Source organism: Hylemonella gracilis str. Niagara R (genome assembly GCF_000600295.1).
Lineage (GTDB): Bacteria > Pseudomonadota > Gammaproteobacteria > Burkholderiales > Burkholderiaceae_C > Hylemonella > Hylemonella gracilis_A.
In genome coordinates, this window is sequence record NZ_JEMG01000001.1 from 539,442 (window position 1) to 561,490 (window position 22,049).

Sequence of the window (22,049 nt, forward strand, 5' to 3'; positions counted from 1 at the left end):
ACCAGCTGGTGCTGGCAGCCCAGAACAACGTCACCCTGATCGGGGCGGACGTGAGCACCGAGGGCACGGCCGTGCTGTCGGGCAAGAACGTGACGCTGGAGGCGGCGGCGGAGACGAGCACCAGCGAAACCAGCCACAGCGAGCACACGGTGGGCGGGCTGGGCAGCAAGCTGAACAAGGACGAGGTGTCGCTGGGCGGCATGAAGGAGGTCAAGACCACCGAGACCACGACCACCACCAGCACCACGCACAAGGGCACGACGCTGAACGTGGGCAACCTGGCGGTGCTGGCCACGCAGGACGTCAACATCGTGGCGAGCAAGGTCGAGGTGGAAGGCCAAGCCATTGTGCAGGCTGGCGGTGACGTGAACGTCACGGGCAAGCAAGACACCACCAGTACGGAGAAGCGCACCGAGGTAGAGACCACCACCACTGCGGTGGCGGTGCGCAACGCCTATGTGGACACGGCGCTGGCGGTCAAGGCGCTGAAAGACGCCTTTGATGCCGCGAAGGATGCCAAGGATGCCTATGAGGACGCGAAGAAGCGGGTGGACAGTGGCGAGCTGGCCAAGGCGGCGCTGAAGGACTATGAAATCAATATGGTCGCGGCGGCGGCCAACCTGGTGCAGGCCGAGATCTCGGCGGCGGCGTCCATCGCGGGCGCGGCAACGGCGGCATCACAAAGCATGGGCACGGGCTTCTATGTCAGCGGCAGCGCGCAAAAGGAAGTGACCACGACGAGCACGACCCAGACGGCCAGCACCTGGCAAGGCAGCAGCATCGATGCGGGCGGCCTGGTCATCAGCGGCAAGAACACGACCATCGAGGGCAGTGACATCACGGCGGGCTGGCTGAAGCTGGACAGCGACAAGGTGCTGATCACCGCGGGCATCGACCAATACAAAAACGAGACCAGCAGCAGCACCAAGAGCGTGACCGCCAGCGGAGGCAGCAACGGCTCGGCCAGCGCCTCGGCCAGCACCAGCAGCAGCCAAAGCAGCAGCACGAGCTTGCAGAACGTGAACAGCCGCATCAACGTGGGGCACCTGGAGAGTGATGCGGACAGCTTCACGCTGCGGGGCGCGGAAGTGACGGCCAAGACAGCGGACCTGAACGTGGGCAGCCTGACGGTGCAGAGCTTGCAGGACACGAGCAGCAGCAGCAACAGCAGCAAGAGCACCAGCGTGGGGGTGAGCAACAGCACGAGCAGCAAGGGCAGCTCGCAGAGCGCCAACGTCGGGGTGAACCGCAGCAGCGGCAGCAGCGAAGCCCAGGAGGTGGGCAGCCAGACCCAACTGTTGATCACCGACGGCGCCAACAGCCAGATCACGGCCAAGGACACGACGCTGATCGGCGGGCTGATCGCCAACGCGACGCAGAACAAAGACGGCACGCTGACCGACCACGGCAAGCTGAACCTGACGACCGGGACCTTGACCGTCAGTGACCTGGAGGACAAGAGCGAGAGCGAGCAGAGTGGCTGGGGGTTCCAGACCAGCTCGGGCCGCAGCGCCGATGCCAAGGGCAACAACGTCAGCTACGGCGGCAGCGGCTCGACGACCGTGAGCATGAGCAACGAGGGCCACAAGAAGGAAGGCGAGACGCAGGCCACGCTGGGCCTGGGCAACATCAAGGTGGGTGGTGCCGACCTGAGCGGACAAGAACAGTACGCCAGCCTGAACCGCAACGTGAACGAGGCCCAGATCACGACGCTGGACCAGCAGACGGGGGGCTTGAATGCCGGTGTGACGATGGACAACCGGTGGTTGACCAGCGCAGGCCGGGACAGTCTGCTCAATGACCAGAAGAACCTGGGCAAGAACAGCGCCATGGCGGCGGCGGGTGCAGTGGCGGATGTGGCGCGTGTGGGGGCGGCGGCAACGAGCTTGGCGACCGACCCGGATCAAGTCCTCAATGCGTGGAACACCGTGGGCAAGGGCCAGGAATTGGCCTATGCGAATGAGGGCAAATTAGCCGGCGAAACGGAAAACCTGCGCGATGGACTGACGAAGGACGCGCAAACCGCGCAAGACAGCACCAACGGCATTGACAAGTTCATCAATGGCGGAGATGGAAGCCGCGTCAAGATGACGGACGGCACCTGGGCCTATGGCGCGGTCGACGAAAGCGGCAAGACCATCTACGTGGACATGGAGGGCAACCGGCTCAAGAGCGTGGTCAACACCGTGGCGCACGAAGGCATGCACGTGAAAGGCGCAGGAGAAGCCACGGCGACGGTGACGGGGTACATGACGGACCTGGCCTACCGTGCCAATGCTTGGGCCAACAGCGAGCAGATTGATGCGAATAGGCCAGCACCGGTGACGACCAACTCGGCTGCGAGCCAGCAGCTGCTCATAAATAACAAAGCGGCATTCCTGGATCAGGCCGAACGCGGAGAACTCGAATACAGGCAGTTGCATTCGACCGAAGCAGAACTTATCCGAGAAAACGCGGCGAAGTATGCTGCTCAGCGTGGCGGCATCAGCACTGACCAAGCAATCGCTGAGTTGACAAAACAGAGCTTGCGGCAAGTGGATAGCGCTTGGGCAGAGCGGATCACCGAAAACCCTCAAGCTGCAGCCTTCTTGAAGCAGACGGCACAGGGCGCGGGTCCGAAAAATGTGGGTGGTGGAACGCTCTTTGATGCACGGGGAACCAGTGCATTCAACGACCACACCACTAACGCCGCATCGCTACCACAGACAGCTGACCTCTATAGTCATATCAGCAGTCGAAATGTCACGGGCATTGTTCCCAACGTGAGTGGTGCATACGTTGCTTACAACGACGCCGCGCATGATGCCAATCTAGTCAACGCAACGCCTCAACAGGTTCAACAGCTGTTGAACGCAGGGCAGGGCTTGAAGAATCAAGTTGGAACAGCTCAGGAGGTTCTCGCAGTCAGTTCGGCGAACCTTGGTATTGCGCAGACCGTCTATACCTCTGGTAATGCTACCCCTGGTGATGGAAGCCAATTGGGTAATCGTGTGCTTGGTGCAATGGGTGAGGCCGCAATGACGGGCTTGCCCAATGAGGGAGGTTCCGTCACCACACCTACGAGAGGGATGGGCGCGGCTGCTGGGCAGGCGTTGCCGACGACTACGGGGAGTCGTACGTCGGCGGGCACAGAAGGAACAGGGTTAACTGGGGGGACTACTGCAGGTGGAGCAGCAAACTCGGTTACTGGTGCACGCCTCAATATGCAACTGTCTGCAGAGCAAGCGGCTGGCGCCAGAGCGCCTACAACGATTACGAGTTATTCGGCCCACGCGGTTTCACAAATTAATGGCCGCGACGGCGGAATCGGAGTTAGTCAATCTGCTATCAATGATGCCTTCGCCAACCCTGTGGGTATCCAGTACGTGCCGAGCAAGTATGGTCCGACATTTAGATACATAGGCCAGAACGCAACCGTGGTTGTTAACTCAGAGGGGAATGTCGTAACTAATTGGGCGACTAGTTCTGCGGGGACCCGAAAATGAAAATTGAACTCACAGAGAGACAAGAGGCAATTGTGAAGTCTTTGTACCTGAAAGGCGCAATGAATTCTCACAACATCATCGGTGAACTTGCGGGTGAGCGGTTGTCCATGGCTACTATTGATGAACTTTGCGCGCTGATAAATGATGAATTTATGATGAAAGGAATATTGCCCAACTTTGAGCCTAATGAGTATGGACTGGAGCTAGAGGCATTGCTTGATGTGGTCAATAGTGCGCGGATCAGGCCATAGGTGAATCGCCTTGGGAATCAAAAATTCGGAAGCCCTGGCGTGGTCAGCGTAGCTAAACAGAAACCCCCGGCCTCTTCCGATCAAACGTCAACGGTACTTCCCGCGCCTGCTGCTTGATCACCGAGGGTTTGATCTTGCCCACGACGTGCATTTCGCAGGGCTTGCAATCAAAGTGCAGGGTGAACTTCTCCTTGCCCTGGGTGATGATCATGGGTTCGGCGCGCACGGTGCCTTGCACGCCGGTGACGCCCTTGGCCTGCTTGGAGCAGAGGCTCAAGGAGAAACGCACGCCGTGCTTGGTGATCATGAGGCTGGCTTTACCCAGTTCCTCGTGGCTTTCGTGGGCAGCGGCTATCACCTTCACACGCCGTACAGAGCGCAGAAGGAATCGCCCCGAGTCCAATAGACACCTTCGAGCCTTCAAACTGAGGCCCGTTCAGACGCCTCTCAGCTTGCTGCCCGCCGCGGCAACACCCAGCCCGGCCGCGCATAGTGGCAGGTGTAACCCCCCGGGTGCTTCTCCAGGTAGTCCTGGTGTTCCGGTTCCGCTTCCCAGAAGTCGCCCACGGCCTCGACTTCCGTCACCACCTTGCCTGGCCAGAGGCCGGAGGCCTCGACGTCCTGGATGGTGTCGATCGCTACACGCCGCTGGGATTCCGAGGTGAAATAGATCGCCGAGCGGTACGACGTGCCGCGGTCGTTGCCCTGCCGGTTGGGCGTGGTGGGGTCGTGGATCTGGAAGAAGAACTCCAGCAAGCGCCTGTAGCTCATCACGGCCGGGTCGAAGACGATCTCGATCGCCTCGGCATGGGTGCCGTGGTTGCGGTAGGTCGCATTCGGCACATCGCCACCCGAATAACCCACCCGGGTCGACACCACACCGGGCATCTTGCGGATCAGGTCTTGCATGCCCCAGAAGCAGCCGCCTGCCAGCACCGCGCGTTCAGTCGCCATCTCAGATCTCCTCAACTTGGTTCAGGTATTCTCCATAGCCCTGGGCTTGCATGTCGTCGCGGTGGACAAAACGCAAGGAGGCCGAATTGATGCAGTATCGCAGCCCGCCCCGGTCCGGCGGGCCGTCGGGGAAGACATGTCCGAGGTGGCTGTCGCCATGCGCCGAACGCACCTCGGTGCGCACCATGCCGTGGCTGACGTCGCGCAGCTCGTGCACGTACGCCGGCACGATGGGCTTGGTGAAGCTCGGCCAGCCGCAACCCGATTCGAACTTGTCCGAGGACGCGAACAAGGGCTCGCCCGAGACGATGTCGACATAGATGCCCGGCGCGTGGTTGTCCAGGTATTCACCGGTGCCGGCGTATTCCGTTCCGTTTTGCTGCGTCACCCGAAATTGCTCGGGGGTCAGACGGGCGATCGCTTCGGGTGATTTGGTGTACGTCATTGGGATTCCAGTTCCTTTCGGGGTGGGGCGGGGTCTCTCCACATGGTCCCGCGTGGGGGATTTTCAAGCGGCCTCAGCACGGCGCCGGGGTACGACCGGTGTGATCGTAGATCAGGGCGGGCGGTGCCGCTGCCCGCGCCGTGGCGGGCCCGCTGAACTCAGACGCCAGGCTGGGAAGCAACTTGGGCGAGCTGGGCTTCCAACTGCGCGATGCGCTGGTCGCGTTCTTCGAGCGCGCGCTGCACGTCCTCGGCTTCGAAGCGCAGCGGGATGTGTTGCGGGCAGTTCCAGTCATAGGCCTCGACGCGGATCGTCATCTCGCGCCCCGGGTGTTCCACGTCCGTGGATTCCTGCACGCTCAGTCGGCCCAGGAGTTTGAGGCGCCGACGGCGCGTGTAATCCATCAGGATCAGGGCTACACGATCGTTGTGCGCGAGGTTGCCCACGCTGATGAACTGCCGGTTGCCCGGCACGTCCGTGAACGCCAGCGTCCGGGCGTCGACGACGCGCAGGAAGCCCGGTTGGCCACCCCGATGCTGCACATAGGGCCAGCCCGTTTCCGACACGGTGGCCATGTAAAAGCTGCGCTGGGCCTGAATGAACGCGGCTTCCTGCGGCCCGAGTTCGGCATGGTCCAGCTCGCCGCCGGACTCGAAGGCCCGTGCGTACTGCGCGCGGCTGCCGTCGCGGGCCTGGGCCGCGCGCACGGCCGGGGTGAAAGTGATGTTCGCGTAAGCGTTGCTCATGGCGATCTCTTGGGGGCGTCCAGCAGGGGCTGGGCGTTGGCAGCATTGTTTTTCATATCGCCGGGTTTGATAATCTGTTTGGATCAGGAATCACTTTCTCAGAAACTGGAAAGATATGGACCGATTCGACGCCATCACCGCCTTCGTGGCGGTGGCCCGCAGCGGCGGCTTCTCGGCCGCCAGCCGTGCCCTGGGCATGCCGGTGGCCAATGTCAGCCGCAAAGTGGCCCTGCTCGAAGAGGCGCTGGGGGTGAGGCTCCTGGTCCGCACCACAAGACACGTGGCGTTGACCGACGGTGGCAAGCGCTACTTCGAAACCTGCAGCCGCGTGCTCGACGCCATGCGGGACGCCGACGAGGAGGTGAGCGGCGAATACCGCGAGCCCAAGGGCGACCTGGTCATCACGGCGCCGCTGGGCTTCGGCCAGCAGCATCTGCAGCCGGTGGTGCACGAATTCCTGCGTGCGTATGCGCAGGTCAATGTCCATCTGCAACTGGTCGACCGGGTGCTGCCGCTGGTGGAGGAGCATGTGGACTGCGCGTTGCGCATTGGTACCCTGGGCGACAGCAGTCTGGTGGCGCGTGAACTGGGCGCCATCCGCGTCGTCGTCTGCGCCGCGCCCGCCTACCTGCAGGCGCGTGGCACGCCGCTGGATCTGTCAGCGCTGGCAGGGCATGACTGCATCAGTTGGACGGGGCTGGGGGTCTCCAAGACCTGGACGTTCTCCGTGCGTCAAGGGGACAAGGTCACGGAGCAGCAGCTGCCGGTGCATGTGCGCGTGTCCACGAGCACACCGGAGTCGGCCTTGCAGGCCGCAATCGCCGGTCTGGGCCTGGTGCAGGCCACCAGTTACCAGGTGGCGCCGCATGTCGCGGCCGGACGGCGGGTGCCGGTGCTGACGGCGCATGACAGCGAACCGCTGCCCGTGAGCCTGGTCTATCCCAGCAAGCGGCTGATCCCGCTGAAGTTGCGTGCGCTGCTGGACTTCGCCACACCCCGGCTCGAACAGTGTTTGGCTGAGGTCGACGCCGCGATGGGCCGGCGCTGAGCCGCCGCCGCACGCGAACCCTCACACGCCCAGGTATCGCCCGGGTTTGTGGTTCAGCGCCAGAAACGCCCCCAGCGCCAGCGCGCCCAGCACGGACTGCAACACGCGCTCAGGCGTGACGACCAGGAAAGCCAGCAGCACGATGGGCAGGTCCACCGCGAGCTGCACCTTGCCGGCCGAGTAGCCGCGCTTTTGCTGCGCCCACTGGGCCAGGATGTTGACGCCGCCCACGCTGGCGTGGTGGCGCAGCAGGGCCAGCAGGCCGAAGCCGATCAGCAGACCGCCCAACACGGCGGCCAGCCAGGGGTTGACCTGGTCGAACTGCAGCACCTTGGGCGCCAGCGCCGTGAAGATGGACACCGCCGCCACCGAGCCCAGGCTCTTGAGTGTGAATTCGGTGCCGAGCTGCCTCCAGGACAACCAGAAAAAAGGCAGGCTGAAGAGGAAGAAGCACAGGCCGAGGTTCCAGCCGAAGGCATAGCTGGCCAGGAAGGCCAGGCCGGCCACGCCGCCGATCAGGATGCCGGCATGCTTGAACATCACCAGGCCGAGGGCCACGAAGAGCACGCCCGTGGTCAGGGCGATGGCGTCTTCCAGCCAGGTGTGAGGCACGGCCTGCACGGGGCTGGGGGCGGCGCTGGGCAGGGCACTTTCAGGGGCGCTTTGCGCGGGGTCGATTTTCATGGCGGGTTCGTGTGAGCCTGGGGCAGCTGCGGGATAAGCAACAGGGGCGCGGCCGGGTGGGCCGCAAGGTCGGACAACGCTGCGCCCGTCCTGGGTAGCAAGTCGGGCACGGACGAAATTAGACACCGAAATCGCCTGGCCCGAGGGGGCACCTGCTGTGTGTGGCCACCACGGATGAATGGAGGAATCACCACCGCTTGGTCGCCGGCCCCGTACACCGGCCTGGGCTGTGGCGACTTCGCCGCCAAGGGGGTCAGAGCGTGAAGCGGTCCGACCGGGCCCGGGGCCAGTAGTAGCGGTAGACGTTGTGCAGCCGGTCGAGCCGGACCGGGTCCAGCAGCGCGCCCTCCTCCAGCTGGGTGACCAGGTTGGACAGCAGTCGCACGTCGTTTTCATTGACGCGGCGCACGATGTGGTGGGCCGTGATTTCGTTCGGGTGCCGCAGCCCGGCGGCCTGCACCAGCTCCTTGAGCGCGTGCATCGTGTTGTGGTGGAAGCGGTAGACCCGCTCGGCCTTGTCCGGCACCACCAGGGCGCGTTGGCGCAGCGGGTCCTGCGTGGTCACGCCCGTGGGGCAGTGGCCGGTGTGGCAGGCCTGCGCCTGGATGCAACCCAGCGCGAACATGAAACCACGTGCCGCGTTGCACCAGTCCGCGCCCATGGCCAGGGTGCGTGCGATGTCGAAGGCGCTGACCACCTTGCCCGCCGCGCCGACGCGGATGCGCCCGCGCAGCCCCGCGCCCTTGAGCGTGTTGTGCACCAGCAGCAGGCCCTCCTGCAGCGGCGCGCCCACGTGGTCGGAGAACTCCAGCGGCGAGGCGCCCGTGCCGCCCTCGGCGCCGTCGACGACGATGAAGTCCGGCAGGATGCCCGACTCCAGCATGGCCTTGACGATACCGAACCACTCCCAGGGATGGCCCACGCAGAACTTGAAGCCCACGGGCTTGCCACCCGAAAGCTCACGCAGTTGCTCAATGAACTGCAGCAAGCCCAACGGTGAGGAAAACGCGCTGTGCGCGGGCGGTGAAATGCAGGCTTGGTCTTGGGGCACGCCACGCGCGGCGGCGATTTCCGCCGTCACCTTGGCCGCCGGCAGGATGCCGCCGTGGCCGGGCTTGGCACCCTGGCTGAGCTTGACCTCGATGAGCTTGACCTGCGGGTCGCGCGCCTGGGCCGCGAAGCTCTGCGGGTCAAAGCGGCCGTCGGGGTGGCGGCAGCCGAAGTAGCCCGATGCAATCTGCCAGATCAGGTCGCCGCCGTGCACCCTGTGGTGGGCGGAAATGGAGCCCTCGCCCGTGTCGTGTGCGAAGCCACCGCGCTTGGCGCCCGCGTTGAGCGCCAGGATGGCGTTGGCCGAGAGCGAGCCAAAGCTCATGGCCGAGATGTTGTAGACGCTGGCGTTGTAGGGGCGCTTGCGGCCTTCACCGATGAGCACGCGGAAGTCCTGGCCGTCGATGCGCGTGGGTGCCATGGAGTGGTTGATCCACTCGTGCCCGTTGCGCGACACGTCCAGCAGCGTGCCGAAGGGCCGGTTGTCTGGCACGCCCTTGGCACGCTGGTAGACCAGGGAGCGCTGCGCGCGCGAGAACGGCGCGGCCTCGTTCTCGCCCTCGATGAAGTACTGCCGGATCTCCGGCCGGATGAACTCCAGCAGGAAGCGCAGATGCCCCAGCAGCGGGTAGTTGCGCAGCACCGCGTGGCGCGTCTGCACCAGGTCGCGCAGGCCAATGGCCGACAGCACCCCGCCCACCAGCGCCAGCCACAGCGGCCAGCCCAGCAGGCCCAGCACCTGCAGCAGTGGCACCGCCGTCGATCCGCTGCCCAGGCCAGCGCTGCCTGCGGTGTCGGCGCTGAACTCCATGAAGGCCGCCCAGTCCCGCGCGCACAGTGCCAGCCCGATCAGCAAGGCCAGCAGGCTCAGGCCCAACGCGGCGTGGCGCAGCAGCAGGCGGATATGTTCGTTGAACGCGTGGCGCATGGGAGTCTCCTTGCGCGAGGTGTTGTTGTTCTCAGGTCAGCCCAGCCAGCGTGGCGAGCAGGCCGCGCAAGGCATGTTCGGTGGCGGCCGCGCGCACGGCGGCGCGGTCGCCGGGCAACAGCAGCCGCTCGGCGCGCAGCAGCAGGGGCGTGTCGGCACCGACCCGCGCGCCCCAGCTGAACCAGACCGTGCCCACAGGCTTGTCGGCGCTGCCGCCCGTGGGCCCGGCGATGCCGGTGATGGCGACAGACAACTGCGCGGCGGAGCGGGCCAGCGCGCCCGCGGCCATGGCCCGGGCCACCGGCTCGCTGACAGCGCCGTGGGTCTCGATCAGCACGGCGTCCACGCCCAGCAGCTCGGTCTTGGCGGTGTTGGAGTAGGTCACGAAGCCACGCTCAAACCAGGCACTCGAGCCCGCCAGGTCCGTGCAGGCCGCGGCCACCAGACCGCCCGTGCAGCTCTCCGCCGTGGCCAACATCCAGCCGCGGGCCTGCAGCTGCGCCGCGATGTGCTGAACGAAGGCGGAAGCGGATGCTTGCATGGGCTTAAGCGGGGAACGCCGCGGAACCGGCTTTGCCGTGCCGCCAGCGTTGCCCCCTTGAGGGGGGTGGCGCAGCGACCGAAGGGCGCGGAGCCTGGGGGTGCTTCATAGGCTGCGCCAGAGTGCCAGCACCATCAGCGTGCAGAGCGCGGCCACCAGGTCATCGAGCAGAATGCCCCAGCCGACCTTGGTCCAGCCCCAGCGCGCCCGCGCGGGCTTGAGATGCTCGTACAGACGGTCGGCCCAGCCCACCGGGCCGGGCTTGGCCGCGTCGAAGTAGCGGAACAGGGCAAAGGCCGCCAGTTGCTCCCAGATGTTGGCCGGCATGAGCAGCCACAGCACCAGCCAGAAGGCCACGATCTCGTCGATGACCACGCAGCGCGGGTCGCTGTTGTGCAGGTGCTTGGCGGTCAGCGCCCCCGCCCACCAGGCCAGGGGCAGGGCAATGGCCAGCAGCAGCGCCCAGCGCGCGTCGTTCATCCAGGGTTGCAGCACCAGAAAGGCCGCCCAGGCCCACAGCGTGCCCACCGTGCCCGGTGCCTTGGGCGACAGGCCCGAGCCCAGGCCCAGCGCCAGCAGATGGGCCGGGTGCGACAGCATGAAGCGCCCATTGGCGCGCACCAAGCGCTGTTGCGCGCCTTCATGCCAGCTCGGCAGCGTGGGCAGGGAGTCGTGGAATCCGGAGTCCGGTTCGGATTCTTGTGGTGTAGCCATGGGAGTGGATTATGGAAGCGAAAACGGCCGGCTTCTCCGGGGCGCGCCGTCCACGAACACTTTCAGCTCGCCTGGGGCCAGGGGTATCCAGGTTTCGTCCTGCGTCAGCGGGGTGGTGGCGACCACGGCCACCCGGTCGGTGGGCGTGGTCAGCTCGGCCAGGTTCAGGCTCAGGTCTTCGTCGCGCAGGGTTACGCGCCCGAAGGGATGCTGGCGTTGCGCGTAGCAGAGGTTCGTCGAGGCATGCGCCCACAGCGCCTCGCCGTTGCTGAACAGAAAGTTGAAGACGCCATGGCGCGCGATGCGCGGCACCAGCTCGCCCAGGGTCAGGGTCAGGTCGGCCACGCTGGGCACGGTGGCGTGCGCCTTGGCCAGTTCCTGCATCAGCCAGCAGAAGGCGCGCTCGCTGTCGGTGTCGCCCACGGGGCGAAAACCCCCGTGCAGGCGCGGCGCGTAGTCCTTCAGGTCCCCGTTGTGGGCGAACACCCAATAACGGCCCCAGAGTTCACGCACGAAGGGGTGGCAGTTCTGCAGCGTCACCGCGCCCTGGGTGGCCTTGCGGATGTGGGCGATGACATTGCGGCTCTTGATGGGGTAACGCCGGATCAGCTCGGCCACGGGTGATTCGGCCGCGGCCTGATGGTCCACGAAATGGCGCACGCCCTTGTCCTCGAAGAAGGCGATGCCCCAACCGTCCTTGTGGTGGTCGGTGCGCCCGCCACGCTCGGCGAAGCCGCTGAAGCTGAACATCACATCCGTCGGCGCGATGCAATTCATACCGAGTAACTGGCACATGGCTGGATTGTCGCCTGCCGGCACTGCCGTGCATCGGGCGCCGGCGGCGCCCTGCCCCCTGCGTGCTTCAGTTCGGTCTGGTCGTGGGCGCGCCTGGGCGGGGTGTGCCCTGCATGCGCCAGGCCGCCACCATGGCCAGCGCGCAGAGCAGGGCCAGCATCAGAAACACCTCGTCAAAGGCGGCCAGCCGCGCCGGGCTGCTGGCCGTTTGCTTGAGGTTGTCGCCATGCGCGGCGATGCGCCATTCCAGCACGATGCCGCACAGGCTGACACCGATGGAGCCGCCCAGCATGCGGATGAAGTTGATGGCGCTGGACGCTTGCGAGATCAGCTTGGGCTCCAGCCCCCCCATGGCGCCGTTGTTCAGCGAGGGCAGGACAAAACCCAGGCCGATGCGCCCCAGCACGGACCAGATCACCAGCCAAAAGATGGCCGCCCCCAGGCCCAAGGTGAGCATCAGCGCGAAGGACGCGGCCAGCAGGGCCAGGCCGATGCAGATCAGCACGCGGATGGGGAAACGGTCGGACAGGCGCCCCGCCAGCGGGATGGTCACCGCCAGCACCAGCCCGGCGGGCAGCATGATGGTGCCCACATGCGCGGCCGACAGACCCTGCGCCATCTGGATGTAGAGCGGCAACAGGTAGGTGGAGCCGAACAGCGCCGTGCCGTAGATGAAGGCCACCAGGCTGCCCGCCGCGAAGGAGCGCGAGTTGAACAGCGCTGGGTGCATCAGGGGCTGGCCGCCACCCGCGCGCGCGCCTTCTCCAGCGCCAGTCGGGCCCGCCACTTGCCGGCGTTGCCAGATCCAGAAGGCAGCCAGGCAGACCACGGCCAGGGTCAGCAGCGGCCAGGCGTATGGCCCAGCCGGCCCGCCATGCAGCGCCACCATGCCGTTGATCAGTGCCACCGTGCCCGCGCCGGACAGCAGCAGGCCCAGCCAGTCCAGCCGGTTGCCTTGCCGATCCGGCGCCACGCCGCCGGGCGCGGAGACCGGCACGTAGCGGTAGGCCAGCCAGAGCGCGGCCAGGCAGAAGGGCACGACCATGAAGAAGATGGAGCGCCAGCCCAGCAGGCTCACCAGCAGGCCGCCGATGCTGGGGCCGATGGCCGGCGCCAGCACCACGCCCATGCCGAAGATGCCACCCGCCCGTCCGCGTTCGTGCGGGGCGAAGGCACGCATGATGATGATGGGCGGAATCGGCAGCACCACGCCGGCCGCGATGCCTTCCACCACGCGCGCGGCCAGCACCAGCTCGAAGTTGTCGGCGAACCCCCCCACCACGCCACCGCCCAACAGCATCAGCATGGTGACCACGTAGGTGCGGCGGTAACCGAAGGCCGAGAGCAGCCAGGGTGTGCAGAGCATGGACACCGTGGTGGCGATCATGAAGCCCGAGCTGGCCCATTGCGCGCGCTCCTGGCCCAGATGGAAGTGGTGGCTCAGGTCGGGAATCGCCACGTTGATGATGGTGGACGACATGATGGATGCCATCGTCCCGATCATCACGGCCAGCAGCAGGCGCCAGCGGTATTTCTCGCCGTAGTGGGCCTGCATCTCGGCCAGCGTGGCGGGGCGTGGGGTTTTCGGGGCAATGTTCATGGTCATGTTAGGCCTGGGGATCGCGTTCGCGAGAGTGAACGGGGCCGGTGGCCGGCAGGGGTTCCACCACCACCAGGCATTCGGCCACGCGGTGCGCGGCCTTGACGCGGGTGGTCACTGCTTCGGCAATGCCGTTGCCTTCGAGCACCGTCATGCCGGGCTCCACCTGCACCCGCACGTCGATCACGGCCCAGTCGCCCATGCGGCGCGTGCGCAAGTGGTTCAGCCCGCGCACGCCGGGCACGGCGCGCATGGTCTGCGCGATGCGGGTGATTTCCTCGGGGGCCAGCGCGTGGTCGGTCAGGTCGCGGAAGGCTTCGGCCGAGAAACCCCAGCCTGTTTTGATGATCATCAGCCCCACCACGCAGGCGGCCAGCGTGTCCATGCTGTGCCAGCCCATCAGATTGGCCGCGATGCCCACCGCCACCACCAGGGACGACACCGCGTCCGAGCGCGCGTGCCAGGCATTGGCCAGCAACATCGCGCTGTGCAGGCGTTCGCCCACGCGCCGCATGTAGCGGAACAGCACTTCCTTGGCCGCCAGCGTCAGCAGCGCGGTGAGCAGTGCCATGGGCGCCACCGCGCCCGGCCCCTCGCCGTGCGCCAGCGCGTTCAACCTGGCCGCCGCCGACCACAGCAACCCGCCGCCCGTGCCGATCAGCAGCAGGCCGATGGCCAGCGTGGCCGCCGTCTCGAAGCGCGCGTGGCCGTAGGCATGGGTTTCGTCCGCCTGGTCCTGCGCATGGCGGGCCGCCACCAGCACCAGCACATCGCTCACCAGATCGGACAGGGAATGCAGGCCGTCGGCGATCAGCGCCTGCGAACGCGCCACGATGCCGATCCACACCTGTGCCAGCGACAAGCCCAGATTCACCCAGACGCTGATCCAGGTCGAGCGCAGGGCCTGCTTCTGTTCTTCGTCGCTGCGAACCATGATGGGTAGGGAGTTTGCCACGGCCCCAAGGCAAGGGGTCACTGGCGCGTTCAGCCCCTCAGGCGCCAGAGGCGCAGCGCGATGTGGACCTCGAGCGCGCGCGCGGCCTGCTCCCAAGGACCCAGCAGGTGCTCGACGGTCGCCAGCCGCTGGCGCACGGTGTTGACGTGGATGCCGAGCTGCTGCGCCGTGGTCTTGGCGTTCTGATGGCAGTCGAAATAGCAGAGCAAGGTGGCCCCCAGGTCCGTGCCGCGTTTGCGGTCATGCGCCAGCAGCGGACCGATGCTGGCCTCGAGAAACTGCCCGAGGCTGGTGGCATCGTGGGTCTCGAACAGCGTCGAATAAAGAGCCAGTTCGTTCTGACCGACCAGTCGCTCGTTCACGCCCAGGCGCTTGAGCACGCCGAGGGCGCGCTTGAGCGTGGCGTGCAGTGCCGGCAATTCGGCCGGCGAGCTGATGGGGCGCGAAAGCACGCCGCGATGAACCGCGCCGGCCTCGCGCCGCGCCCAGGTGGACAGCGCCTGCTGCACCTCGGGGGCGCGGGTGGCGCCGCAAAGAATGACCAGCACGCCGTCGATCTCGTCGATCAGGCAGGGCCCGAGGCTGCCGACCTGCAGCAATCGCCGCACCGCGTAGCTGGTGCTCGGGCCGTCCAGTTCGGCCAGCACCAGGACCAGGGGCTGGTCCAGATCCACGCTGAAACGCTCGGACCGGTCCCGCAAAACCGCGATCTCGCCTTGCCGGGGCGAAATCAGGGCGCGCATCAGTTCGGACATCTCGCGGCTGTTGCTGGCGGCCTGGCGCTCCTGCGAGAGCAGGACGATGCCGATCACGCTGGAGCAGCGCTCGAAGGTGCGCTCCGCGATGTCTTCCAGCCGGCGCCGATGGAAAAGCGCCAGCGTTCCCAGGGCATCCTCCCCGCCGATGACCGGCATGACACGGCAGAGCTCGCCATCGACTTCATAAGCTTGCACGGAGCGCCCGGTCACGCGGGCCTGGCGCAGCGCACTGGCCAGCTCGGCGCTGTGCTCGCCATGCGCCTGGTAGCGCTGCGCCGCGCTGCCGGCGTAGCCCGTGGCCGTGCCCCGGCTGATGACCTGCGCGGCTTCGTCCAGGACGAGCAGGCTGCCGCCGAGCAGCTCGGCCACCGTCTGGCACAGGGCCGAGAGGGAAGCGCCGCGCGCCAGCAAGGCGGTGATCTGCTCGTGCGCGTCCGCCGCCGCCTGGACATTGCGCGCGTGCCGTTCCAGCTCCGCCCGGGCCTCGTCGGCCTTGCCCAACGCGGCATGGATGCGTTCGAAGTCGCGCGCGTTCCGCAATGCCACGGCCCCGTGCGTGGCCAGGGTGCGCAGGATGGCGATGTTCTGTGTCGTGTGGACCCGGGCATACCGGTCGGCGGCAAAGAGCAGGCCGATCACCTCGTCCTGCCAGATCAGGGGCACGCCCACCAGGGCGCTGATGCCCTCGGCGCGGAAGATGTCGTCGAACTTCGGGTCGTGCGTGAAACGGGTGTCATGCAGGTAGTCCGGCGTGGTGAAGGGCATGCGCGTGGCCATGACGATGCTGGCCGTGCCCCGGTCGCTGCGTATCCGCATGGCCGTGGAGCCGCGGGTGAGGCCGCCGTCCGCCGCGAGGGCCTGGAACACGCCGCGTGCTTCGTCCAGCTCGGAAATCCAGGCCATGTCGGCGCCGAGCAGATGACGCGTCCGTTTCACGAGGGTCGTCAGCAGGTCTGACAGTTCAAGCCGTTCGGAAAGATCCTGCGCCGATTCCATCACCGCGACCATGCCCTGCTCGCGTTGCTGGAGCATTTCCAGGCGGTTGCGCACCGCCATCGCCTGGCGCACGGTCTCGACCAGGCCGGCCTTGTCCGCGTGGCTCGATGGCAGGGCCTCTACGGCCGCCAGTTGCTGGGCGAAGTCCTCCGCGGGGGCCCCTTGATGCAGCAGGCCCAGCAGGGTGCCTGCGATCTGTTGGTTGGAATCCAAGAGCGTTCTCCGTCTGGAAGGGGATGGGGATGGATGGGTAGGAACCCGCATTGAGCCGGTTTTTATGGTGTCAGCTGCCATAAAACACCGGCAGTTTATGTGTGCCACGCACATGGCTTGCCGGGAAGAGATTGTGGAGACTCAAGCCACTTTCTGGCAACTTTTCGAACGCCCTCCCCCATGGCTTTGCATGACACCCTACGCCCCGTTCCTGGCTTGCGCGTGCTGATCACCGCCGGCGCCAACGGCATAGGCGCCGCGATCGCGCGCGCCTTTCACGCTGCCGGCGCGCGTGTGCACGTCTGCGACGTGGACCGCCTGGCGCTGGACCGCCTGGCGACCGAGATGCCGGGCATCACCGGCACCACGGCCGATGCCTCGGTCGCGGCCGACGTGGACGCGGTGTTCGAGGGCGTGCGCAGCCAGCTCGGTGGCCTGGACGTGCTGGTCAACAACGCGGGCATCGCGGGCCCGACCGGCGCCATCGAGGACATCGACGCGGCCGCCTGGGAGCGCACCCTGGCGGTCAACCTCGACGGCCAGTTCCATTTCGCGCGCCGCGCGGTGCCGCTGCTCAAGGCCTCCCGCAACGCACCCTGCCTGATCGCCATGGGATCGGTCGCGGGGCGCCTGGGCTATGCCTTTCGCACCCCGTATGCGGCGAGCAAGTGGGCGGTGGTCGGTCTGACCAAGTCGCTCGCCATCGAGCTTGGTCCGCAGGACATCCGCGTCAACGCCATCCTGCCGGGTGTGGTCGAAGGCGCGCGCATGGACGGCGTGATCGCCGCGCGCGCGTCGACCCTCGGCATCAGCGTCGAGGCGATGCGCCAGCAGTACCTCGACAAGATTTCCCTGCGCCGCATGGTGACCGCCGATGACGTGGCCGCGACGGCGCTGTTCCTGTGTTCGCCGGGCGCACGCAACCTGACCGGTCAGGTCATCAGCGTGGACGGCAACGTTGAGTACCTCTAACCCCCCTCGCTTCACAACAAAAGGAGACAGACCATGAACATGCATCGCTTCATTGCAGTGCCCGCGGCGCTGCTGCTGGCCTGTGCCGCCCACGCGGACCCGGTCAAGATCGCCGTGCTGGAAACCCTCTCGGGTCCGCAGGCGTCGACCGGCCAGACCTTCCGGGCCGGCGTGCGCTACGCCATCGACAAGATGAACGCCGCCGGCGGCTGGAACGGCGAGCCCGTGCAGCTGGTCGAGTACGACAACCAGGGCGGGCCGGCCGGCGCGTCCGACAAGCTCAAGGCGGCCATCGCCGATGGCGTGCAGATCGTGGTGCAGGGCGCCTCATCGGCCATCGGCGGGCAGATCACCGAAGACGTGCGCAAGCACAACCTGCGCAATCCGGGCAAGGAAATCGTCTACATCAACGTCGGCGCCGAGGCGCTGGAGCTGACCGGCGAAAAGTGCAACTTCCACCACTTCCGCCTCACGGGCAATGCCCAGGTCCGCACCAAGGTGCTGGTGCAGGGCATGAAGCAGGCCAAGGCGCTGGGCACCAAGGTCTATGCGATCAACCAGAACTACTCCTGGGGCCAGGACATGGAGAGCGCCATCGTGGCCAATGCGGCGGCCGGTGGTTACCAGGTGGTCGAGAAGACCTTGCACGATGTCAACAAGATCCAGGACTTTTCGCCCTACATCGCCAAAATCAGCGCCTCGGGTGCCCAGACCGTGCTGACCGGCAACTGGTCCAACGACCTGTTGCTGATGATGAAAGCCGCCAAGGCCGCCGGCCTCAAGGCGGCTTTCGGCACGGTGTTCCTCGACCAGCCGGGCAATATCCGCAACGCGGGCGACACGGCCGAGGGCCACTTCATCGTCCATGTCTTCAACGCCGAAGCGGCAGGCGCCGAGGGCGCGCGTTTCGTGGCCGACTACACGGCCAAGACCGGGCACGCCCCCGTGTTCGTCGAACCGCAGACCGCGTTCGGACTCGACATGGTGGCCGACGCGCTCAAGCGCACCAAGCCGGTGGGCGGAAAGCTGGACGTGAACGCCTTTGCCCGCGCCATGGAGACGGCCCGCATCAAGACCCCCATGGGCGAAGCCCGCATGCGCGCCGAGGACCACCAGATCCTGCTGCCGCTGGTGGTTTCCACCGTCAGCAAGGACGCGCGCTACAAGGTGGACGACACGGACCTGGGCTTCAAGCCCGTGAAGGTCTACAGCGCCGACGAAGCCGCCATGCCCGTGCAAGCGAACTGCAAGATGCAGCGCCCGTCCTGACCCATGGAAGCCTTGCTGTTCGCGCTGCTCAATGGCCTGATCTATGGGCTGTTGCTCTTCATGGTGTCGGCTGGCTTGACGCTGATCTTCGGAATGATGGGGGTGCTCAACTTCGCCCACGCATCGTTCTACATGCTCGGCGCCTACTTTGCCTACACCTTGCAGGGGCTGATGGGCTTCGGCCCGGCGGTCGTGGTGGCCACCCTGTTGGCCGGTGGTGTCGGCGCGGTGGTGGAGCGCTTCTTCCTGCGGCGTGTCCACCACCACGGCCACGCCCATGAGTTGCTGCTCACCTTCGGCCTGTCCTTCATCATTGCCGAGGGCATCAAGCTGCTGTTCGGCAACTTCCCGGTGGACTACCAGGTGCCCGCGGCGCTCGACGGCCCCGCCTTCGTGCTCAGTGGGCAGCAGTACCCGCTGTACCGGTTGTTGATGGGCGGGGTGGCCCTGGCCATGTTCGCGCTGCTCTACCTCCTGCTCACGCGCACCCGGGTGGGCATCATCGTGCGCTCGGCCATCTACAAGCCCCGCATGGTCGAGGCGCTGGGGCACAACGTGCAACTGGTCTTCATGGGCGTGTTCGGCGTGGGCGCGGCGCTGGCCGGCCTGGCGGGCGCCGTGGCTGGGGCGTTCTACACGACCAGTCCGAACATGGCGCTCGAGATCGGCGTCATGGTATTTGTCGTCGTGGTCGTGGGGGGGCTGGGCTCGCTCGGCGGGGCAATGCTGGCCTCGCTGCTGATCGGCGTGCTCACCTCGGTGGCCGTGGGCATCGACCACAGCCTGGCCGATCTGCTTGCCCTGGTCGGCGCTCGGGACTGGGCACACAGCGTGGGCGGACTGCTCACGCTCAAGATCTCCAGCCTGTCCGCCACTCTGCCTTTTGTGTTGATGCTGCTCGTCCTGCTGCTGCGGCCGCAGGGCTTGATGGGCGACAAGACCTGATTTTTCATGCGTACCTCTACCTCCCTCTTGCTGGGCGGCGTGGCCTTGCTCGCCATGCTGCCTAGCCTGCTGTCGGCCGCCTTGATCAATGCCGCCGTGCAGATGCTGATCGCCGCCCTGTTCGCCAGCGCTTACAGCCTGTTGGCGGGCCGTGCCGGCATGCTCTCCTTCGGGCATGCCGCGTATTTCGGTGTCGGTGCCTTCGCCACCGTCCATGGCATGAACGCGCTGGGTGGCACCGGGCTGCTGCCGACGCCGCTCCTGCCCCTGGTCGGTGCCGCGGCGGGATTCGCTTTCGGGGTCGTCGCGGGCTGGGTCGCGACGCAGCGCAGCGGCACGGCTTTCGCCATGATCACCCTCGCCATCGCCGAGATCCTCCACGCGCTGGCGCCCCAGCTCAAGGGCCTGTTCGGCGGCGAGTCCGGCATCTCGGCCATGCGCATGCCGGCCTGGGGCCTGGACTTCGGGTCCAGCACCCAGGTCTATTACCTGGCGCTGGGCTGGGTGCTGCTCTCGCTGTTGCTGCTGTACTTCCATACCCTGACGCCCGCCGGCCGGCTGACGCTGGGGCTGCGCGAAAACAGCCATCGCCTGCGTTTCCTGGGCTACGACGTGCACCGGCTCGGCGTGTCGGCGTTCGCGATCTCGGGCCTGTTCTCCGGCATCGCGGGGGGGCTGCAGGTGCTGGCCAACGAAGCAGCGAATTACGTGGTCTTCGAGGCCAGCGTCTCGGCCAGTGTCGTGCTCAACAGCTACATCGGTGGTGTCGGTGTCTTCCTCGGTCCGGCTTTGGGCGCGGCCTTGATGACCTTCTTCGGTTACGCCGTGTCCGACACCACCCAGGCCTGGCTGCTGTACCAGGGCGTGCTGTTCGTGCTGGTGATGATGTTCATGCCCGAAGGCCTGGTGGGCCTGGGCGGCGCGGCGGCCCGGCAGGTTCGGCGCTTGGGGGTGGCCCATGCCCTGCCGCTGCTGCTGGTCTGGTTGTTGGCGGTGCTGCTGCTGGCGGCGGGCGCTGTTTTTCTGATCGAGCTGCTGCAGCGCCTGTGCTCGCACGATTACCGTGCCATGGCGGCCATGACCTCCTCGCTGCCGCCGGTCACGATGTTTGGCGGCGCCTGGGAGGCCACGGGCGTGGTCACGTGGGCCTGCCCCCTGGCTTTGCTGGCGCTGGGCGGCATGCTGCTGGTCTATGCGCAGCGGCGTCTGCGCACCAAGGAGGAGGGCACATCATGAGCACGCCCATCCTGCAACTGCAAGGCCTCTGCAAATCCTTTGGCGAGACCGCGATCATCCGGGGCGTGGACCTCGACCTCGCACCCGGCGAGCGTCACGCCCTGATCGGCCCCAATGGCGCGGGCAAGTCCACGCTGTTCCATCTGATCTCGGGCAACCTCAGTCCCACGGCGGGGCGCATCGCGTTTTTAGGCCGAGACATCACGGCCTGGGCGCCGCAGCGCATCAACCGCATGGGGCTGGCACGGTCGTTCCAGATCACCAACATCTTTCCCAAGCTCTCGGTGTTCGAGAACCTCCGTCTGGCCGTGCTGCGTCAGCAAGCCTGGCCCACCGCCTTCTGGCGCCGTGTGGACCGCATGCCCGGCCTGCGCGTAGCCACGGAGCAGTTGCTGGAGCGCGTGCGCCTGCAGGCGCGGGCCGGCACGCTGGCCGGTGAACTGAGTTATTCCGAGCAGCGCTCGTTGGAGATCGCGATGACGCTGGCGTCGGACCCCCAGCTGATCCTGCTGGACGAACCCATGGCCGGCATGTCCGGCGAAGAGACCGACTACACCTTGAGCCTGATCCGCGAAGTCACCGAGGGCCGTGCCCTGCTCATCGTCGAGCACGACATGGACGTGGTGTTCAAGCTGGCCGACCGCATCAGCGTGCTGGTCTACGGCCAGGTCATCGCCACCGGAACGCCGGACGAGATCCGCCAGCACCAGGGCGTGCGTGAAGCCTACCTGGGCGAGGAGGTCACGGCATGAGCACCTTGCTGAAGGTCGAGAACCTGCACGCCCATTACGGCAAGAGCCACATCCTGCAAGGCGTCACGTTCAGCGTCGGCGCCGGGGAGGTGCTGAGCCTGCTGGGCCGCAACGGCTCGGGCCGTTCCACCACGCTCAAGGCCGTGATGGGCCTGGTGCAGCCCAGCGCTGGCAGCGTGCGCCTGGCCGAGCAGGAACTGGCGGGCACCAAGCCCAACCGCATCTGCCGCGCGGGCCTGGCCTATGTGCCCGAGGAGCGCGAGGTGTTCGCCAACCTCACGGTGGACGAGAACCTGCGCATGGGCGAACAACCCGCCTCACCGGGCGCACCCCGCTGGACCCTGCAGCAGATGTTCGACTACTTCCCGCGTCTCAAGGAACGGCGCCACACGCGCGCCGGCAGCCTGTCGGGGGGCGAGCAGCAGATGCTCACCATCTGCCGCTCGCTGCTGGGCAACCCCCGCGTCATCCTGATCGATGAACCCACCGAGGGCCTGGCGCCCATGATCGTCGCCCAGGTCGCCGAGTGCATCCGAGACATGCGCGCGCAAGGGGTCTCCGTCGTGCTGGTCGAGCAAAAGCTCGCCATCGCCCTCAAGGTCTCGGACCGCGTCTGCGTGATGGGCCACGGCCGCATCGTGTTCGAGGGCACACCTGCCCAACTGCAATCCGATCCAGCCCTGCTCTCGCAGTGGCTGGCCGTCTGAAGAGA

Annotated in this window: 20 protein-coding genes and 1 pseudogene; 9 read left to right on the plus strand and 12 right to left on the minus strand. The window is 66.4% G+C overall.

Annotated features, from left to right (window positions below; translation table 11 throughout):
* Positions 1-8 precede the first annotated feature (8 nt).
* Together AZ34_RS02500 and AZ34_RS02505 are read left to right on the plus strand one after the other, a co-directional pair.
* Positions 9-3,485: a hemagglutinin repeat-containing protein gene (locus AZ34_RS02500; protein WP_269320452.1), complete on the plus strand. Its 3,477-nt coding sequence runs from the start codon at positions 9-11 to the stop codon at positions 3,483-3,485.
* Positions 3,482-3,736 carry a hypothetical protein gene (locus AZ34_RS02505; protein ID WP_155831702.1) on the plus strand — a complete coding sequence of 85 codons (255 nt, stop codon included), beginning with the start codon at positions 3,482-3,484 and terminating at the stop codon, positions 3,734-3,736. The genes AZ34_RS02500 and AZ34_RS02505 overlap by 4 nt, the downstream gene beginning before the upstream one ends.
* Positions 3,737-3,788: 52 nt before the next feature.
* Here the strand turns inward: AZ34_RS02505 and AZ34_RS02510 are convergent.
* The 4 genes and pseudogenes from AZ34_RS02510 to AZ34_RS02525 all read right to left on the minus strand — a co-directional run.
* Positions 3,789-4,100, minus strand: a pseudogene (locus tag AZ34_RS02510) (collagenase-like protease); the annotation flags it as partial.
* An 83-nt stretch (positions 4,101-4,183) separates the two neighbouring features.
* Positions 4,184-4,690, minus strand: coding sequence for a peptide-methionine (S)-S-oxide reductase MsrA (gene msrA / locus AZ34_RS02515; protein WP_035604459.1), 507 nt, complete (start codon positions 4,688-4,690; stop codon positions 4,184-4,186).
* Between the two features lies 1 nt (position 4,691).
* Positions 4,692-5,135, minus strand: a complete 444-nt coding sequence (gene msrB, locus AZ34_RS02520) for a peptide-methionine (R)-S-oxide reductase MsrB (protein ID WP_035604460.1) — start codon at positions 5,133-5,135, stop codon at positions 4,692-4,694.
* A 158-nt stretch (positions 5,136-5,293) separates the two neighbouring features.
* A complete protein-coding gene (locus tag AZ34_RS02525; RefSeq protein WP_035604466.1) occupies positions 5,294-5,881 on the minus strand; it encodes a pyridoxamine 5'-phosphate oxidase family protein in 588 nt (195 codons plus the stop codon).
* A 115-nt stretch (positions 5,882-5,996) separates the two neighbouring features.
* Between AZ34_RS02525 and AZ34_RS02530 the strand changes: the two genes are divergently transcribed.
* Positions 5,997-6,929 carry a LysR family transcriptional regulator gene (locus AZ34_RS02530; RefSeq protein ID WP_035604471.1) on the plus strand — a complete coding sequence of 311 codons (933 nt, stop codon included), beginning with the start codon at positions 5,997-5,999 and terminating at the stop codon, positions 6,927-6,929.
* A 21-nt stretch (positions 6,930-6,950) separates the two neighbouring features.
* Here AZ34_RS02530 and AZ34_RS02535 read toward each other — a convergent pair whose 3' ends face one another.
* The 8 genes from AZ34_RS02535 to AZ34_RS02570 form a co-directional block, all read right to left on the minus strand.
* On the minus strand, positions 6,951-7,613 hold the full coding sequence (locus AZ34_RS02535) for a YitT family protein (protein ID WP_051509470.1): 663 nt from the start codon (positions 7,611-7,613) through the stop codon (positions 6,951-6,953).
* Between the two features lie 253 nt (positions 7,614-7,866).
* Positions 7,867-9,591 carry an FMN-binding glutamate synthase family protein gene (locus AZ34_RS02540; RefSeq protein ID WP_035604473.1) on the minus strand — a complete coding sequence of 575 codons (1,725 nt, stop codon included), beginning with the start codon at positions 9,589-9,591 and terminating at the stop codon, positions 7,867-7,869.
* A gap of 31 nt (positions 9,592-9,622) precedes the next feature.
* Positions 9,623-10,132, minus strand: coding sequence for a CinA family protein (locus AZ34_RS02545; protein ID WP_035604475.1), 510 nt, complete (start codon positions 10,130-10,132; stop codon positions 9,623-9,625).
* A gap of 105 nt (positions 10,133-10,237) precedes the next feature.
* Positions 10,238-10,846, minus strand: coding sequence for a phosphatidylglycerophosphatase A (locus tag AZ34_RS02550; RefSeq protein ID WP_051509471.1), 609 nt, complete (start codon positions 10,844-10,846; stop codon positions 10,238-10,240).
* A 9-nt stretch (positions 10,847-10,855) separates the two neighbouring features.
* Positions 10,856-11,641 carry a class II glutamine amidotransferase gene (locus AZ34_RS02555; protein ID WP_035604478.1) on the minus strand — a complete coding sequence of 262 codons (786 nt, stop codon included), beginning with the start codon at positions 11,639-11,641 and terminating at the stop codon, positions 10,856-10,858.
* 67 nt (positions 11,642-11,708) lie between these two features.
* Positions 11,709-13,241, minus strand: coding sequence for a DHA2 family efflux MFS transporter permease subunit (locus AZ34_RS02560; RefSeq protein ID WP_035610677.1), 1,533 nt, complete (start codon positions 13,239-13,241; stop codon positions 11,709-11,711).
* Positions 13,242-13,248: 7 nt separating this feature from the next.
* Positions 13,249-14,175 carry a cation diffusion facilitator family transporter gene (locus AZ34_RS02565; RefSeq protein ID WP_051509472.1) on the minus strand — a complete coding sequence of 309 codons (927 nt, stop codon included), beginning with the start codon at positions 14,173-14,175 and terminating at the stop codon, positions 13,249-13,251.
* A gap of 50 nt (positions 14,176-14,225) precedes the next feature.
* Positions 14,226-16,163, minus strand: coding sequence for a helix-turn-helix domain-containing protein (locus AZ34_RS02570; RefSeq protein WP_231495444.1), 1,938 nt, complete (start codon positions 16,161-16,163; stop codon positions 14,226-14,228).
* A gap of 180 nt (positions 16,164-16,343) precedes the next feature.
* Between AZ34_RS02570 and AZ34_RS02575 the strand changes: the two genes are divergently transcribed.
* Genes AZ34_RS02575 through AZ34_RS02600 form a run of 6 tightly spaced genes read left to right on the plus strand, consistent with a single transcriptional unit; the run spans position 16,344 to position 22,044 of the window.
* Positions 16,344-17,135 carry an SDR family oxidoreductase gene (locus tag AZ34_RS02575; protein ID WP_035604485.1) on the plus strand — a complete coding sequence of 264 codons (792 nt, stop codon included), beginning with the start codon at positions 16,344-16,346 and terminating at the stop codon, positions 17,133-17,135.
* Between the two features lie 33 nt (positions 17,136-17,168).
* A complete protein-coding gene (locus tag AZ34_RS02580) occupies positions 17,169-18,404 on the plus strand; it encodes a branched-chain amino acid ABC transporter substrate-binding protein (protein WP_035604488.1) in 1,236 nt (411 codons plus the stop codon).
* Between the two features lie 3 nt (positions 18,405-18,407).
* Positions 18,408-19,349: a branched-chain amino acid ABC transporter permease gene (locus AZ34_RS02585; RefSeq protein ID WP_035604490.1), complete on the plus strand. Its 942-nt coding sequence runs from the start codon at positions 18,408-18,410 to the stop codon at positions 19,347-19,349.
* A gap of 6 nt (positions 19,350-19,355) precedes the next feature.
* Positions 19,356-20,585, plus strand: a complete 1,230-nt coding sequence (locus AZ34_RS02590; RefSeq protein ID WP_035604493.1) for a branched-chain amino acid ABC transporter permease — start codon at positions 19,356-19,358, stop codon at positions 20,583-20,585.
* On the plus strand, positions 20,582-21,337 hold the full coding sequence (locus AZ34_RS02595) for an ABC transporter ATP-binding protein (protein ID WP_035604497.1): 756 nt from the start codon (positions 20,582-20,584) through the stop codon (positions 21,335-21,337). Before AZ34_RS02590 ends, AZ34_RS02595 begins: the two co-directional genes overlap by 4 nt.
* The gene (locus AZ34_RS02600) at positions 21,334-22,044 is read left to right on the plus strand and encodes an ABC transporter ATP-binding protein (RefSeq protein ID WP_035604499.1); all 711 of its coding nucleotides are present in this window, start codon (positions 21,334-21,336) and stop codon (positions 22,042-22,044) included. The genes AZ34_RS02595 and AZ34_RS02600 overlap by 4 nt, the downstream gene beginning before the upstream one ends.
* Positions 22,045-22,049: the final 5 nt, after the last annotated feature.